Source organism: Anoxybacter fermentans (genome assembly GCF_003991135.1).
Classification (GTDB): domain Bacteria; phylum Bacillota; class Halanaerobiia; order DY22613; family DY22613; genus Anoxybacter; species Anoxybacter fermentans.
Genome location: NZ_CP016379.1, coordinates 1369156 through 1385198, shown reverse-complemented (window position 1 = coordinate 1385198; position 16043 = coordinate 1369156). Strand labels below are relative to the sequence as shown.

At 34.3% G+C, this 16043-nt stretch carries 13 protein-coding genes and 2 pseudogenes; 11 read left to right on the top strand and 4 right to left on the bottom strand.

The features are described from left to right. Position 1 precedes the first annotated feature (1 nt). The 5 genes from BBF96_RS06160 (at position 2) to BBF96_RS06140 (ending at position 4877) form a co-directional block, all read left to right on the top strand. Positions 2 to 799: a dihydroorotate dehydrogenase electron transfer subunit gene (locus BBF96_RS06160; RefSeq protein ID WP_164730923.1), complete on the top strand. Its 798-nt coding sequence runs from the start codon at positions 2 to 4 to the stop codon at positions 797 to 799. Next, on the top strand, positions 792 to 1709 hold the full coding sequence (locus tag BBF96_RS06155) for a dihydroorotate dehydrogenase (RefSeq protein WP_127016336.1): 918 nt from the start codon (positions 792 to 794) through the stop codon (positions 1707 to 1709). Before BBF96_RS06160 ends, BBF96_RS06155 begins: the two co-directional genes overlap by 8 nt. Before the next feature lie 16 nt (positions 1710 to 1725). Further along, entirely contained in the window at positions 1726 to 2307 is a 582-nt protein-coding gene (gene pyrE / locus BBF96_RS06150) for an orotate phosphoribosyltransferase (protein ID WP_127016335.1), read from the top strand. Positions 2308 to 2568: 261 nt separating this feature from the next. Next, a complete protein-coding gene (locus BBF96_RS06145) occupies positions 2569 to 3435 on the top strand; it encodes an alkaline phosphatase family protein (protein WP_127016334.1) in 867 nt (288 codons plus the stop codon). 236 nt (positions 3436 to 3671) lie between these two features. Beyond that, positions 3672 to 4877, top strand: a complete 1206-nt coding sequence (locus tag BBF96_RS06140; protein WP_127016333.1) for a DUF401 family protein — start codon at positions 3672 to 3674, stop codon at positions 4875 to 4877. Between the two features lie 371 nt (positions 4878 to 5248). Here the strand turns inward: BBF96_RS06140 and BBF96_RS06135 are convergent, their stop codons facing one another. Together BBF96_RS06135 and BBF96_RS06130 are read right to left on the bottom strand one after the other, a co-directional pair. Next, complete coding sequence (locus BBF96_RS06135) at positions 5249 to 5950, bottom strand: nucleotidyltransferase domain-containing protein (RefSeq protein ID WP_127016332.1); 702 nt, start codon at positions 5948 to 5950, stop codon at positions 5249 to 5251. A 405-nt stretch (positions 5951 to 6355) separates the two neighbouring features. Beyond that, positions 6356 to 7610, bottom strand: a pseudogene (locus BBF96_RS06130) (IS3 family transposase). Between the two features lie 556 nt (positions 7611 to 8166). Here BBF96_RS06130 and BBF96_RS06125 point away from each other — a divergent pair. The 3 genes from BBF96_RS06125 (at position 8167) to BBF96_RS06115 (ending at position 9504) form a co-directional block, all read left to right on the top strand. Continuing rightward, entirely contained in the window at positions 8167 to 8670 is a 504-nt protein-coding gene (locus BBF96_RS06125) for a hypothetical protein (RefSeq protein ID WP_127016331.1), read from the top strand. Between the two features lie 181 nt (positions 8671 to 8851). Beyond that, on the top strand, positions 8852 to 9208 hold the full coding sequence (locus BBF96_RS06120; RefSeq protein WP_127016330.1) for a hypothetical protein: 357 nt from the start codon (positions 8852 to 8854) through the stop codon (positions 9206 to 9208). A gap of 68 nt (positions 9209 to 9276) precedes the next feature. After that, a complete protein-coding gene (locus BBF96_RS06115; protein WP_127016329.1) occupies positions 9277 to 9504 on the top strand; it encodes a hypothetical protein in 228 nt (75 codons plus the stop codon). 183 nt (positions 9505 to 9687) lie between these two features. Here BBF96_RS06115 and BBF96_RS06110 read toward each other — a convergent pair. Together BBF96_RS06110 and BBF96_RS06105 are read right to left on the bottom strand one after the other, a co-directional pair. Continuing rightward, positions 9688 to 10764, bottom strand: a pseudogene (locus BBF96_RS06110) (transposase). Between the two features lie 210 nt (positions 10765 to 10974). Beyond that, on the bottom strand, positions 10975 to 12177 hold the full coding sequence (locus BBF96_RS06105) for an ISL3 family transposase (protein ID WP_081499421.1): 1203 nt from the start codon (positions 12175 to 12177) through the stop codon (positions 10975 to 10977). Between the two features lie 583 nt (positions 12178 to 12760). Between BBF96_RS06105 and BBF96_RS06100 the strand changes: the two genes are divergently transcribed. The 3 genes from BBF96_RS06100 to BBF96_RS06090 all read left to right on the top strand — a co-directional run bounded on the left by BBF96_RS06100 (position 12761) and on the right by BBF96_RS06090 (position 16011). Further along, entirely contained in the window at positions 12761 to 13639 is an 879-nt protein-coding gene (locus BBF96_RS06100) for a succinylglutamate desuccinylase/aspartoacylase family protein (RefSeq protein ID WP_127016328.1), read from the top strand. Positions 13640 to 13665: 26 nt separating this feature from the next. Then, the gene (locus tag BBF96_RS06095; RefSeq protein WP_127016327.1) at positions 13666 to 14142 is read left to right on the top strand and encodes a GNAT family N-acetyltransferase; all 477 of its coding nucleotides are present in this window, start codon (positions 13666 to 13668) and stop codon (positions 14140 to 14142) included. Between the two features lie 543 nt (positions 14143 to 14685). Continuing rightward, a complete protein-coding gene (locus BBF96_RS06090) occupies positions 14686 to 16011 on the top strand; it encodes a C2 domain-containing protein (protein ID WP_127016326.1) in 1326 nt (441 codons plus the stop codon). Positions 16012 to 16043: the final 32 nt, after the last annotated feature.

The window sequence follows — 16043 nt, the reverse complement described above, 5'->3', positions numbered from 1 at the left end:
AGTGACTGTTTATAGATTTAGTCTGATTGTTAACAAAAAACGGCTGAATAAAAAATACTGTCTTTTGGGGATTCACTCACCTGAGATCGCAGCAGAAGTAAAACCAGGCCAGTTTATAAATTTACAGATTCCAACCGGTAGTAATGATCTAATTTTAAAACGCCCCTTTAGTATTCATAAAGTTGATAGCTATAGAGGGATTGTTTACATTTTATTCAAAATTGTTGGTAAAGGCACACGAATTCTCAGTGAGTCTCAGCCGGGCACGACTCTAGAAGTTCTGGGACCTTTAGGTAATGGTTTTACTCTTATCAAAAACCAATCTGCACTGCTTATTGGAGGTGGAATCGGCACCGCTCCTTTATATCAATTAGCAACCAGCTTATCTCAACTTCAAAATAAGATAACTTTACTTCTAGGATTGACAGATGATGAAGATCTGGTTTTAGCTAAAGTAATGAATGAATTTGTCCCAAAGTGGATTTTGATGAAGGGAAATCAAAAGGAACGGCAGGGCCCGGTTACTGACCTGGTTAGGGAGGAGTTGGCTTCATCTCATTTTGATCAGATTTACGCCTGTGGACCGAAGCCCATGTTAAAATCATTACAGAAAATGTTAGGTGATATGGTTAGAAATACGCAATTTTCCATGGAGGAAAAGATGGGATGCGGACTTGGGTTATGTTTTTCCTGTACCTGTAAAATAAAGGATAAGAAAGAGGCAGGAAAGTGGAATTATGAACGAATCTGTATCCGCGGGCCAGTTTTTAAAGGGGAAGAGGTGATCTTTGATGAGTAGAGATTTGAGTATAAAATTGGGGAGATTGATTTTAAAAAATCCAATTCTTACTGCTTCTGGCACCTGTGGATTTGGCTATGAACTGATCCCATTTCTTCAGGAACTCCCCGGTGCCATTGTTTTAAAGGGGCTTACTTTAGAGGAGCGGAAAGGCAATCCAACTCCCCGGATTGCAGAAACTCCAGCCGGTATTCTTAATTCCATAGGTTTACAGAATCCGGGATTGAGGCAATTCAAAGAGGATGTTTTGCCAAAATTATGCAATATAAATACCTGTTTGATTGCCAATATTTCTGGCAATACCATTGAAGAATACGGGATACTTGCAGAGGAGCTTAGCCAACTTCCTGAAATTAGTGCTATTGAGGTAAATATCTCCTGTCCCAATGTAAAAAAGGGTGGGATAGTCTTTGGCACTGATCCGAAAGAAGCATATAAAGTAGTTCGGCATGTGGTTGAAAAAAGTACTGTTCCTGTTATTGCTAAACTTAGTCCTAATGTGACAGATATTCGGGAGATTGCTCTGGCCGTGGAAAGAGCAGGGGCAGATGCCATTTCAATGATTAATACTTTACTTGGAATGAAGATAGATATCAAAACGGGCCGTCCGGCATTGGGAAATATCATGGGTGGTCTTTCTGGGCCGGCCATTAGGCCTATTGCAGTAAGAATGGTCTATCAGACAGCTCAGGTTGTTAAGATTCCCATTATTGGTATGGGGGGAATAAGAAATATTGAAGATGTGGTAGAAATGCTTATGGCAGGAGCCTCAGCAGTTGCTATTGGAACAGGAACTATGATTGATCCTACTCTGCCATCCCGATTGGTTCGGGATTTAGATGAATATTGTAAGCAGAACAACATAACTGATTGGAAAGACATTATAGGTCTTGCGCTGAGGAGATCTTAAGGGAGGTTGATTAGAGATGAAACGTGAAGAACTGCTTCGAATTTTAGAGGAAACAGGTGCTCTTTTAAAAGGACACTTTCAATTATCTTCAGGACGACACAGTGAAGCTTATGTTCAATGTGCTCAAATTCTTCAATATCCCTGGTATCTGGATAAATTTTGCACTGCTTTAGCAAATCTATTTAATGATAGAGAGATTGATTTGATTATTGCTCCGGCAATGGGAGGAGTTCTTATTTCCAATGGTGTTGGCCGTGCTCTGAAAAAACGGGCCATATTTACCGAACGGGAAAATGGCCAAATGCGTTTGCGCCGCAATTTCTATATTCAACCGGGGGAAAAGGTGCTAATTGTGGAAGATGTTGTGACTACAGGTAAATCAGTTCGGGAAGTGATGGAGGTAGTGAGGAATTTAAGTGGTAAAATTGTTGGAATCGGTTCATTTATTGATCGGAGTGGTGGTAAAGCTGATTTTGACGGTGTGAAATTTAAAGCATTATTGACTCTGGATTTAAAGACCTACATGCCGGAAGAATGTCCTTTCTGTAAAGCAGGGGTAGCTGTAACTAAGCCGGGAAGTAGATTTATTAATAGATGATTAAACTGCAAAAAACTAATTTTGAACGCTATTGAAATTCTTCGTTTAGCCATCTTAGTGAGATTGAAAAGAATGGTCTCATCACAGGAGGTGATGAGCTAATCAAGAGACATAAGGACCCATTGATTAGTGTGCTTTTTTTAAAAATTTAGCAATACGAAGTTTTTATGAAAGAAAAGCAGGATTTTCAGGATATACAATGAATATATTAATGTTAGTAAATGAGTAAAGGATAAAAGATTTACAGGGGATGCGACACTGATGAGGATTTTGTTTTTATTTATTGATGGATTTGGGATTGGCCCAGATGATTCAAAAGTAAATCCGATTGTAGCTGCAGATACACCAACCTTCGATTGGCTTTTTAAAGGTGGGGACAGTATTGTAATTCCTACAGATGCAAGTCAGGGAGTTAAAGGAATCCCCCAGAGTGCTACTGGTCAGACTGCTCTTTTAACAGGTGTACAGGCCTCACAGATTATAGGGCGGCATGTGAATGGTTTTCCAGGGCCAACATTAAGAAAGATTATCGCTGAAAAGAACATTCTAAAACAGATGAAAGCCAGAGAAAAAAAAGCCACCTTTGCAAATGCTTATACTGAGGATTATGTAAAAGGTATTCATGCAGGAAAAATTAAAGGTTCAGTAACCACAGTTTCTGTGCTGACTTCAAATTTACCTTTTCGCTTAACAGATCAGATTCCCAAAGGGAAAGCGGTTTATCAGGATTTTACCAACCGGCTTCTTATCAAGCAGGGACTTAATTTACCCTTGATGAAGCCGGAGGAAGCAGGGCAAAACCTGGCTCGGATTGTTAAGGAACATGATTTTACTCTATATGAATATTTTCTTACAGATATTGCAGGGCATAGACAGGATATGGAATTTGCCGTCTCTTTGCTCGAAGAACTGGACCGATTTATTGGACAGGTATTATCTGATTTGGATTTAACAGAGACATTGGTGGTTCTTTCCAGTGATCATGGTAATATTGAGGATCTTTCAATAAAGACTCATACCTGTAACCCAGTTCCTACTATTCTAATAGGATGTGGGAAAGATAAGATAGGAAATAAAATAAAAGAGCTGGTAGATATTACACCAGCTCTCCTGTCTTTGATGGATTAAGTTTATTGTAAAAAAGTTTTTGATTAAATTGTAAAAAGCTAATTTTGAGTTGTTAAACGATCTTAGTGAGATTTCAGTCAAATAAGGCCTCATCACAGAATGTGATGAGCTAATCAAGTTACCGAAATCGAACTTTAGATGGTTCGAAAAATTTCTTTATGAAGTGAAAAATTAGTTTTTTGCAGTAAGATCAGTTTTTGCTTTATTTTTATAGAGATCAAGGAGGAATAATATTAGTGGAAATCATAGGGCTATTAATCGCATTTGTTGTGATTATAGGTATGGTCATGAAAAGAATTAATTTAGGGATTGCAATGTTTACGGGTTCGATAATTATTGGTTTAACTTCACCGAAGATTGGGTTAACCCACTTTTTTGAATTTCTAAGTGCTGGACTTTTTAGTAAGACTACATTGGAATTGGTGTTAGTAATTATTAATATTGGAATTATTGCTAATTTGATGGATAAAACCGGCTTGGTGGATCAAATGATTGGTGCATTATCAACCCTGTTTCGTAAGTTTCAAATAATTCTTGCTGTGGTACCATCTGTGATGGGTGCTCTTGCCATTCCCGGTGGTGCAATGTTATCTGCGCCAATGGTTAATTCTATTGCAAAAGATTTGAATTTAAGTAATCGTAAAAAAATGGCAATTAATTTGCTTTTCCGGCATATTTGGTATTTTGTTTTTCCTTTTACTCCGGGACTGATTTTGGCTGCTGGATTACTTGGAAGAGATGTATTTTACTTAATTCGACATCTGGCTCCGCTGACCATTGTATTAGGTGTAGTAGGTTTTATTACCCTTTTCCGCGGGATGGAGAATTCTTCTATAAAAGAAGCAAAAGCTGTTGTTAAAAGACGGGCAGTCAAAGAACTTTTTCTAGCGCTGCTGCCACTTTTAGTTGGTATTTTACTTCCTTTTTTTACACCTTTACCATTTTGGGGTGCATTATCTATAGGTATAGTTATTCTTGTGATTTATAAGTGGGACAAAATAGAATTTCAGATGATCTGGCAGAGTATTGAGTGGAAATTAAGTCTTGGTATTTTAGGAATTATGGTCTTTAGGGAATTTATAAACAACCTGGATGCCTTATATCAGTTAGCGGAGAGTATTATAAATGCTGGAATGCCTATCTGGTTTTTAGCAGTGGTTTTGCCTGGATTAGTAGGATTTCTCACTGGTTCTACATCAGGTGCTATCGGAATTACTTTTCCACTTTTGATTCCATTTATTAGTGGAAACCAGATTGATATGGGATATGTAGTTTTGATGTACGGTTCTGCCTTTTTTAGCTATTATATATCACCTGTACATTTTTGTTTAATTTTGACTGCTGAATATTTTGGAGTGACTTTAAAGGATACCTATAAAGAGCTGTTCTGGCCTACTCTTGCAGGTATTGGAATGATGGTAATACTATTCTTTATTTATTAATATTTACCAGAACATAGATAAGTTATGTTCTCTCCTTTAGTTAAATGAAATTTGAGCACCTGGAAAACAGAACTTCCAGGTATCAGTAATTTTCATTAACCATAAAAGTTCAATTTTTTCTGTTGGGGCGAATAAATTGCCCCATAATTTTTTTACTGAATCTGAAGTCTTATACTATGATATTGACATCCTTTAAACATTATTTTTAAAGATCTCATATATATTTATACCAATGGCTGCCTCTTTAACATGCCCGACAATCTTGCCATTTTCGATTGTCCGTTCAGCAGGTGTACCTTATTTTTTTTTTAAAAACTTTCAAAGATAAAAATATAGTAAACTCCATGGCGGCAGGGAATCCTGTACTGGGTTTAAAAGATTATTTCAAATTCTTTCAATTCACCTCCCATTAAATCCAGAACTATATTTCTTAATTTATAGAGTTTCTTGAACTTTTCTTTTGGATTAGTTTCCAGAATAATTTTTTCAGCAAGAGTTCCAAGGTCCGGGTGATGGTTTTTGAGATCAGAAATAAGGTGTTTGCGTTTAGGCATCCACCATTTTTTAATATCATAATAGGCACTGATTGCTTCTAATAGTAAATCGTTCATTAAAATAACTGCTTCAGCAGTTTTGCCTTTGTCTAATAATCCGTTGATAATTTCCATATCCTGCGAGAGGGTTGCTCTAATCATTATCTTTTCATGATCGGTTAAAGGTTTAGGTCCTTGATCTGCTAGCTTTCTGGATTTTTCCATATATTTTTGTATCATGCCTGTAGGATCATAGAGTATTTTACCAATCAATCCCATAGGGATATCTCTAGTTGGTTTTAATATTTTCTTTTTAAAATCTTCGACAGATCGCCACAGCAGCTGTACAGGAATTCCTTCTCTGTAAAAGAAAGTAACTCGATCTTTTTCATCTTCTCCCACCACATAAAGGTCTATATCACTTCCTTTATGGTAATTACCTTTAGCTAGAGATCCAAATAGAATAATGCCTACTAAATTATCACGCTGTTGCAGTTCTTTGCATATCTGGTCAATTACCTTTTCAAATTTTTCTATCATGTTGTCAACTCCTTTCAATGCAAATTTTTACCTTAATTTATTTTAGACAAAAAGAGAAAATTACCTTTTTAAAATTAAGTTTTAAAAATTTTTCTGACAAAATTAATCTATAAATTATAAGAGCAAAACGAATTTGATGGTTAAACTGTAAAAATAAATTTTTCGAACCATCTAAAGTTCGATTTCAGTCGAAATAAGGCACACTAATCAAAGGGCCCTCCTGGCCCTTGATTAGCTCATCACATCCTGTGATGAGACCTTATTTCGACTGAAATCTCACTAAGATGGTTTAACGAAAAATTTCAATAGCGCTTAAAATTAGCTTTTTGCAGTTTAATCATATATAAGATAGCTTTTGATAAATCTCCTTAAAAACTAAACGGGCTAACCCCTTAATATTGGAGATTATGCTATAAAAGATTCCATTTTCACAGAATTATTTTTAAATGCTTCATAAAACTTTGCCGGAGGCATATTTCGGATACTTCCATGCCTTCTTCTCTCATTATAATACTTCATATAATTACTTACTATGTCATATACTTCCATAAAACTTTTAAATTCATTACGACTATAACATTCTTCTTCCAATATTGAATGAAATGCCTCTATATGTGCATTCATATTCGGGGTTTTTACAGGAATTCTTTCATATTCTATACCTAATTCCTTACATAAGCTATTAAATTTATGCGAAATAAACTGAGGACCATTATCTGTCCTTACTTTTGGCATGTCCATTCCTTTTACTATACACCTTTTTCTTAATGCATTTTTTAAAACTTTACAAGCATCTTTTGCTTTACAAGATAATCCTAAATGATAATTTATTATTGAACGGTCGAAAACGTCTATGAGTGATAGTTGAAAGAAAAATTGATCAGTTCCATAAATATATCCATATTTTATATTCATTTCCCATAATTGATTTTGTGAATGTATCTTTTCTCTTTTTGCTAACCGACGAGGATATCTTTGTTTAATTTTTCTCTGTGGCCTTAAGATATTCAATTCTTTGCATAGCCTATAAACCTTTTTATGATTAATTTGAAGATCATAGTCTTCCTGAAGACATACTGTCAGTTTACGATATCCATAATCAAACCCATCTCCAGCAACCAACTTACATAACCATTCCTTAATTTGCTCATCAAAGATTCTTACACCTTTACTGGTAAAAGAGTAACCAGGAATTGGTCTTCCTGAAGGTTTTCTAATATCAGCCTGTTCTTTTGGTTTTCTTGATATGTTCTCATAATATGTAGATGAGGATAAGCCGACAAAGCCTAAAACCAGGCTGGTCTTATATCCAAGTTCCATCCATTTCTTTGCTATGGCAACTTTGTCGGCTATTGAGGGTTTACTTTATCTCTAAGGTCCCTAAGAATTGCCAGTTCTAATTCTTTCTCAGCAAGAAGTTTTTTTAGCATATCATTCTCAGTACTTTTTATTCTAATTTTTTCAAAACTTCCAAATACTGTTTTTTCTCGTCTCTTGGAAGAGATTCTGTAGAACCTTTTTGACGACTGGATTTAATCCAACTATAAACAGTTTGCCTTGAAATTTCATGGCGACGTGCAACTAATGCAATATTACCAATCAATCGACATTCTTCAATTATTTGCTGTTTGAGTTCATCAGAATATTTTTTACGTTTCATGAATAATACCCTCTCTATCATTATTATATCATTTTCATACTTTATCTCTAAACCTATTACGGGGCTATATAGATATTGATGAGGAGCGCCACATCGTGGGCATATAAGGTTACCAAGGTTACTGGGAATTTTAACTTTCTTGTTTTTATGACGTTTGATAGGTTTGAGAGGTTTACCATGTGAGTTTTGATAATCGATAAGAAGTTGGTTAAAGTTTAGTTTTTCAGGAATTTCAATAATGGGCATTTGATCAACTTGAAGTTTTCGGTAGTGTTTGTCAATCAATTTATCATGAGCTTTACGAGTAATATGCTTACCAGGCAAAGAGCTGATGAGAAAAACAATGATTTTTTGTTGAATTTGAATGTATAACAGTAATATTTGAATTAATTTAATCAAGGTTTGCTACCCCTTTCTTTGATATAGTTAACTTAAAATATATCTCAAAAAAAGGGGGTGGCAAGTTTTAAATAAAAAAATTAGTAATATCAAGGGGTTATGGTCAAAAACTAAAAAAAACTTTTGACAATACGACTTTAGCGTGGGAGGTTACATTATGAATACTATTTATATCCCAATGTTTGCTGAAGAGGAAATTTCTATTAAAGTTCAAAATCAAATATTTCCTGTTCAAAATAAAGATGGATGGATTCAACTATCGGATTTAGTGAATCAAGTTGACTTATTTTCTGAGCCAGTTGTGATACAAGTAAATAAAGAAGATCTTATGTTACTTGACTTTAATAGCTTACTTAAACTTTATAGGGAAATAGAACTGCTAAATGCTGTAACCTGTTTAGAAACTTATGTTAATAGAAAAGGTCAAATTCAACCCAGTAATTTTACAAGTTATTTTGATATAAAAAAAGAAAATGTGATTTTATTTATGGAATTTAATAATATGATTGATTATTTGCCCCTTAATATCTCTCTTTTTAACAAAGAAAAACAATGTTTATATAGTTTTTTTGGAAATTATCCCACCTTCAACAAATCCACCATATCATTTAAGTTTTTCTCATACTATGAATTTAAAAGAATTGCAACCTTTACAACTTAGTGTTATTCTTTTAACTGGAGAAGTACTGGTAGAAAAGACTATTAATCTAGTGAACAAAAATTCGAAAACAAATGTATATAACAAGCAGAAAAAGATGTTTAAAGGTATTCATCATGATTCATTAGAGTAATAAAAGTTAGTTTACAGAGCATAAAAAGATTATGAAAGGAGAGATAGACAAATGCCTTATCCGTATATGAATGTGGATCCAAACAAAATTAATGGAGATTTTAAAGTTCCTGGGTTTTCAAGTGCAAACCAGATGAAAAGATTTAACAATTCCAGAATAGGTAAGAGTATTGCATCAGGCTTAAGAGAAGTTGGAAAAGCATATACTTCTAAACCAGATGAAGTTGCTGTAGAAAAAGGTGGCGCATTAATTTATCATACGACGAGAAGTATTGGAAGAAGAGTGGGTGTTAAGGCTGCCCTCAAGGCGGGAATAAAGAAGACCATCGGAGGTCCAATCAGTTACATAGGGGACATTTATAGATTTTGTAAAGGTTTTGTACGTGGTTGGTCTCAGTATGGTAAATAAAATAAATGCTTTTTGGATTGCTCTGTAAACTAACTTTTACATTTAATCATTAGAAAGGAGTGTAAAATATGGACAGTTTACTTGTTGTAATAGGTGCCTTTATAGTTTACGCGATTATTAAAAAGGAACTGCTTCCTGCCATTGTCGCATTAATTTTTTTTCTTCCGTATTTACTGTTATTTAAAATGGATTTGTTTCAGATAAACTTACTATATAAAATAATTATCTTTGTTATTGTTTTTGGAGGAAGTGTGTTTCTATATTTAACTTATAATCGGCAAGTAGGCCGAAAATAGCCGAAAATAAATGAAATTCTCTCTTAAACAGATGTCCTAAAGCCAGTTTTACGCTTTTTGATCTTTAAAAACTACATATTAATAACTAATGTAAAGCAAACGTCCATATTGATGCGATTTTTGGGTACAAGAAACTAAGCCTCCTTTCGGGACTGAAAAAAATAAATATTGTCCAACTGTCTTTTATGCAAAAACAACAGTTTTAAAGAAGCATTTAAGCCTGTGGCAGATATAATTGATTACTCTTTCAAGCCATTTACTTGGAGCAAATCTAATATGTCGGTAATAACCATTACCAACCAGATTGCCTGGCAGATTATATGATATCCTTCTTAATGTGGTTATTTCATGCTTCTGCATGTCTTCCGGTAATATACTCTGTTTAAACCAGTTATGGAGATTGTAAGCTATCATTTTAATTAACAGAAAGAGTTCATTACACTTTTTATTTTGCTGACTGTTTTGGGAAAAGGCAAATCCTTCTTTTAGTTCGTCAATCCTGTTTTCAATATCACAACGTAATTTCTTCCACAGTTAGATAATCAATATTAGTGACTATAGCTTGATATTCATATTTAAACTCATCCATATTAAAGACTAACTGCCCATTTTTGCTGCGGGGAAGCCTTTTCCTTACGAGTATAAATCTTCTGGACTTATCCCAGGAAGGCAATGGGACTGTTATTTCGGTTACACTAAATACTTTATTTATAGGAATCCAGGGATACTGTTCAGGATATTGGTTAACGAAATTAATTATCTTTTGAACACCCTTTTGCATTTTAGCTTTGACAACATATTCATATCCTTGTTCTTCAAAGTATTTGAAATTATTCTGGTCAAATATACCACGGCCACCACGGATACGCTTTATATACCAGTTAGAAGGAACTATTTCTTCACAGCTTCTGAAGAAATCAAGAAATTTATGGTTAGTATGATGTTTTCCATTTTCGAGTGTCAGGTCAAGAATTTCATTTAGTATTATCGATAATTCCCAGCTTTTCTTTGAAAGAAGTTAGTATAAATTTGATCTTCTCTAAGAGATTCCATATGTGAAAATCTTGAATAACCCTGTATTACAGCATCAACCATAAAATCTATTATGTCAGCAGTAGAAAATACAGAATTTGTTGCCTTGTTATATGATATCGTATCCTCAATTAAATCTTTGAAACCAATGATATTCTTAAAAGCTTCAATGTATGTGAAGGCTACATGTAAAGACACTGTTTTATTATCAAATGAAACTTTTGCGATTAAGCTATTTACTTTCTTTAATTTTCTGGTAAACTTATAATAGGGATACTCTTTTCTGGATGTTTTTTTCCTACTAAATTATTTACCAGAAAAGAGGAGTTATCCCTTTTATTTTTTACAAAAAATTTTGGCTCTCCGTCAAATGTTGTGAAAGATAAGTTGGCTCCGTTGAATTGATTGGTAAATTGATTTTGAAATAAACATTTAAATTTAATAACTTAACATTGCATTAAATACTCTTCTCCTTAGATTCATAACATTTGGAACACCATATCCAATCCTTTTGATCAATTTAATCTTGTTATTGATACCCTCAGCAAAGCCATTGGTTATCTTAGTCTTAAAATAATTTAGTATTTTTTCTTCCCATCTTTGTATTATCTTTTTTACCTGGTAAAAAGGCATCAGCTTGCTTTTTATTACTTCTTTATACCACCTTTTTAGAGCTCTGGTGGCTTCTTTCACATCATCTAGCTGCAATAAGTCTCTGAATTCCTCTTTTAATTCCCAGGCCTTTTCTAGAGCTGGACTGAGTTCAAATAATTTGATGAGCTTTTCATGTTCTTCATCTGTCAATTCTTCAGCTCGTTTTTGGAGTAATAAACGACTTTGAAAAAACTTTCTTCTCTGATGATTATTTACTGTTTGTTGAACTTGTTTTCTAACTTCATCAAGGGCTCTGTTCATTAAAGTTACAAGATGAAATTTATCTATAACAATTTTTGCATGAGTAAATGCTGCATCTGCTACTGCTTTGAACGGCCGCCACATATCCATAGAGATCGATTGAATCTGTCGTCTTTGTTCATCTTCCCAACAATTAAAGTAGTCAATTAAATCATCCTTTTTGCGAGTAGGTAAAATGTCAATTAACTCCCGATTAATTGGATCTGTAATGCTAACTCCATATTTATGGCGTTTTAAAACTGCAAATTCATCGATACTGATGGCTTTTAATTGACTAAGTTTTGAAACTTGTTGTTTAATGAGAGGGTCAACTACTTTTTTAACTGCATTATTAACAGCTGTATAACTTAACCCGTTTTCTCTAGCAACTTTAGAATAATCCTTGCTGACAGTTTCTTTAGCAAGATATTTATCAAAGCGTTTGGTTTTACGGGCATATTTATCAATACTTTCATATTTTTCAGGGATACCCCTCTTATGACAATAAGGACAACGATATCTTTTCTTTAGAAGTCTAATGATTACTAGTTTACCTCTTATGGGGATGTCTCTAATATTTTGCCATTTTGTATCATGGATTTTATTAGTGATATTACCACACTGAGGACACACAATGTGATTTTTCTTTGCTTCAGCGATAAAAATATATCTGTCCTCCGTTGAAATAATTTCAGTTGCAATAATGTCTGGCAAATCAAGAAATTTTATGATATTATTATATTGCATTTGTTGGACTCCTTTCTTTGGTTTTTAGTTCGCAACTAATTAATTCAACGGAGCCAGCAAATGCCTTTTTATTTTTTATAATTTTTTCTTCACAACATTAATTATAGACCCAAAATTTTTCAATAATTTATGTTATCAAAGTCCGTAATATCAGGTATTAGGCATTTTACTTGCTGAATTTAAGTTAAAATTAAGTTTTAAAAATTTTTCTGACAAAATTGTTCTATAAATTATAAGATTATAAGAGCAAAAAGAATTTGATGGTTAAACTGCAAAAAGCTAATTTTTCGCTTCTTATAGAAATTTTTCGAATTATCTAAAGCTCGATTTCCGCCGAAATAAGGTTTCCTAATCAACGGGTCCTCCTGGCCTTTGATTAGCTCATCACCTCCTGTGATGAGGCCTTATTTCGTCGGAAATCTCGCTAAGATGATTTGGCGAAAAATTTCTATGTCGCTCAAAATTAGCTTTTTGCAGTTTAATCATCTAATATAAAAACAAAAGAAATATTACTGTTTATTCTAACTTTTTATAGGCAATGGAAAATTTTATAATATATCAATATTAAAAGAGGTGATACATCATGAAAAAGAGTACCTATACCCGTATAGTTGATGATTTTGTAAAAGTAGAATTGACTTTTCATGTCTTTGGTGAAGGAACTCCTCAGGTTTTCTTTACCGGGGGAATTCATGGTGGAGAAGCGACAGGCATTTATGTTGCTCATAAGGTAATTAGTTTTCTCGAAGAGAACCAACTGTTAAAAGGGTCGGTTAAAGTACTACCTATTTCCAATCCGACTGCTTTTCGGCGGCTTAAGCGTACATCGCCTTATGATGAACAGGATTTGAACCGCATTTTTCCGGGAAGCCGGGATTCTGGCCCAAGCCAGGCTGTAGCTAATATGATTTGGGAAGAGGCCCAGAATGTTGATTATATCGTTGATTTGCATTGTTGCGGTCTTTGGGGTTCAAGTTATACCCTGGCATTGTGGCAAGAATATGATTTTGCAAAAGAGTTAGCGGGTATGTTATCTATTCCACGTGTTATTGAGAGTTGGGGTGCCAATGGTCAACTCTTTGTTGAGGCCTGTAAAAAAGGTATTCCAGCGGTTATTATCGAACTGCCCGGTGGAGGAGAAGATGGGGTCATCAACCTGGAAGCTGCAGAGGAATGTTATCAATCACTTATTAATTTATTGCGTCATTTAGGTATGATTAAAGGAAAAAATGTCAAACCAGAACCTACTTTTTATGGTAAGTTACAGCCCGTTAAAACTGATCTGGATGGTGTTTTTATTCCTGCTGTTAAGCCAGGCGATGAAATTAAAAACGGTGATCTTTTAGGGCGTATAGGTGAAAAGGATATTTTGGCGCCGGTAGATGGTGTTGCTATTATGGTGCGTCCAGCGTCTTATGTTTTTAAGGGAATGCCTGTTGCTAGTGTGGCGCCTTTGGAATAATTTGGCTAAAAAAGGGTGAGTGCTTTATGAATAATCGGATATCTATCGAAATACGAAAGAAGGAAGAGAAAGATACTCAAGACATTATTAAGTTACTGGAATTACTTCCTCAATATTTTTCTAAGCCGACATTAGAGGCAGTTAGGAATAATATCAGCAGACATGATGGTTATGTTGCTACTGTAAATGATAAATTTGTAGGATTTATCTCGTTTTTAGTAGGAAGATCAAATTATCATAATGGGAAGATTTCATGGATGGCTGTCCATCCAGAATTTCAAAATAGAGGAATTGGGAAAAAGCTTTTGAAAGTAGTTGAAAATTACTTAAAATCAAAAAATATTGAAGTAATTGAAGTAAATACTCTTGCAGAAAATTCTGATTATCCGCAATTTCATAGGACACGTCAATTTTATAAAAAACACGGATTTATCGAAGTATCGAGATATAAGGATAGTTTAGATGATTCTGTAGAAATTTTGGTATTACAAAAGAAAATCTAAGAGGAATTTTGATTAAATTTATGATCTTACTGCAAAAAGCTAATTTTTCACTTCATAAAGAAATTTTTCGAACCATCTAAAGATTGATTTCAGGGCAATCCATGGATTGGTTTATCAAAAGCTATGATAAGACCTTATTTCTCCTTCAATTTCACTGAGATGGTTAGCTTTTTGCAGTTTGTTCATTTATATATCTGATAAAGTCGGGGAGGTTATGTTTTGAAAAATAAGTAATACAAAATAAGGGGTTCTACCTAAATCATTAGGTAGAATCCTTTTTTTTGCCTTGAAAGTGCCCTTTTCTACAGAAAGAACTTTTCATTTACTTAACCTATAGCTGTAATTATTATCCAAAAACCCTTAAAGGCTATTTGTTGTATTTTACAACTTTATTTGATAAAACAAAGAAAATATTATATACTTATATTGACTGGAAAGTATTAGAAAGAAAGAATAAACACAGAAAGGAGGCAAGAATGGGGATAAATTTTTATTCTTTATCAGTTTTTAACTATCAAAAATCAAAGAACAGGAGGAAAAGCTATGAGAAAAGTTAGTCCTTTAATCATTCTTTTTTTAGTGATGTGGGGTATGGCTTTGCCGGTTGCGGCTATAACTTATGATGAATTAGCTCAACATTGGGCACCTAGATTTTATCATGATACAAATGTTAATTATGATTATGAAGCCGAGTATTTTACTCTATTTAATTATGATAGCAATTGGAAAGGAATAGATAACTGGGAAAATTTATATAATTATCCCAAATATTCTTATATTTACTATAGTGTTGTTGAGACTGAAACTCACTGGTTTATCAACTATGATGCTTTTCATCCCCGTGATGATGGGCCGCTCTTTGATCAGCATGAGAATGATTTTGAGGGAGCGGTTTTGGCTATTAAAAAGGATGGTTCTACATATGGTTCGTTGCATGTTATGATAACAATGGCCCATGATGATTGGAATGTTTATACAAATGATCCGAATATCCGGGGAGCAGAAGAAACTGTGAATGGAGGAATTCTTTTTGACAGTTATGGTCGTCCTGAAATTTATATTCAGGCTAACGGCAGTTCTCTGGACAATAATGGACATGGTTGGAAAGCCTATGATGGTAGAGATGCTCCTGGCGGTGATGGAATTGTTTATTACTATGGTGGATGGGCTGAAGTTCCAACAGATGGAAGTGGAAATTGGGTACATGAGTATTCGTATACATTAAGACCTTTTTCTGACCTCTGGGACCGTAGGTATGATTTTGTAGAAACATATGCTGCCTTTGGTGTATTTAGAGGAGATACTTATCAGGAAAATGCAGCAAAAACTCCCTGGTATTGGGATGATGCTGACGATGGCCCAGCCTTTAATGGTTCTGCCTGGTCAGACCCAGCTCACCTAATTGATACTCATGTTACCGGATTAGGAAATTGGAGTCGAAATTATGTTTCCAATTCGCAATATACACATAAGATTGTTCTGTATGATGTTACCAGTCTAGCTGATCGTGATGCTTTTGGAAATGGAAGTGATATTTACTTGAAGATATTTGTTGATGGACAAATCTATTGGGATGAACGTTTATGGAAACATGATGATGCTGTAAAGGGAACTGCATATCCTGTGAAAATGGGAAGAGATGATGCTCTGATAACCACTTATGATGGAGATACAAATGCTATCTATATAGCTAAACCTGCTGGGAGTCTGATTGAAATTGAAGTATATGATTCTGATTCAACTTCTGGTGATGATTTTATGGGTAGTATAGAATTTGTATTGAATGCCGGGGAATCTATTTACCGCAGTGGTCAGTTGACCAGTACCGGAGAAGCTGCTGTCTCTTTTTATGCTGAATGTGTGCAATAGAACTATACTCTCCCACAGGGTAAAATTGGAAG

Bases quoted from the DNA above. Each gene is read 5' to 3' on its own strand.
- BBF96_RS06105 (WP_081499421.1), bottom strand. From the start codon at position 12,177: ATGCAATATAATAATATCATAAAATTTCTTGATTTGCCAGACATTATT.
- BBF96_RS06135 (WP_127016332.1), bottom strand. From the start codon at position 5,950: ATGATAGAAAAATTTGAAAAGGTAATTGACCAGATATGCAAAGAACTG.
- pyrE (WP_127016335.1), top strand. From the start codon at position 1,726: ATGAAACGTGAAGAACTGCTTCGAATTTTAGAGGAAACAGGTGCTCTT.
- BBF96_RS06095 (WP_127016327.1), top strand. From the start codon at position 13,666: ATGAATAATCGGATATCTATCGAAATACGAAAGAAGGAAGAGAAAGAT.
- BBF96_RS06125 (WP_127016331.1), top strand. From the start codon at position 8,167: ATGAATACTATTTATATCCCAATGTTTGCTGAAGAGGAAATTTCTATT.
- BBF96_RS06120 (WP_127016330.1), top strand. From the start codon at position 8,852: ATGCCTTATCCGTATATGAATGTGGATCCAAACAAAATTAATGGAGAT.
- BBF96_RS06115 (WP_127016329.1), top strand. From the start codon at position 9,277: ATGGACAGTTTACTTGTTGTAATAGGTGCCTTTATAGTTTACGCGATT.
- BBF96_RS06100 (WP_127016328.1), top strand. From the start codon at position 12,761: ATGAAAAAGAGTACCTATACCCGTATAGTTGATGATTTTGTAAAAGTA.
- BBF96_RS06145 (WP_127016334.1), top strand. From the start codon at position 2,569: ATGAGGATTTTGTTTTTATTTATTGATGGATTTGGGATTGGCCCAGAT.
- BBF96_RS06155 (WP_127016336.1), top strand. From the start codon at position 792: ATGAGTAGAGATTTGAGTATAAAATTGGGGAGATTGATTTTAAAAAAT.
- BBF96_RS06090 (WP_127016326.1), top strand. From the start codon at position 14,686: ATGAGAAAAGTTAGTCCTTTAATCATTCTTTTTTTAGTGATGTGGGGT.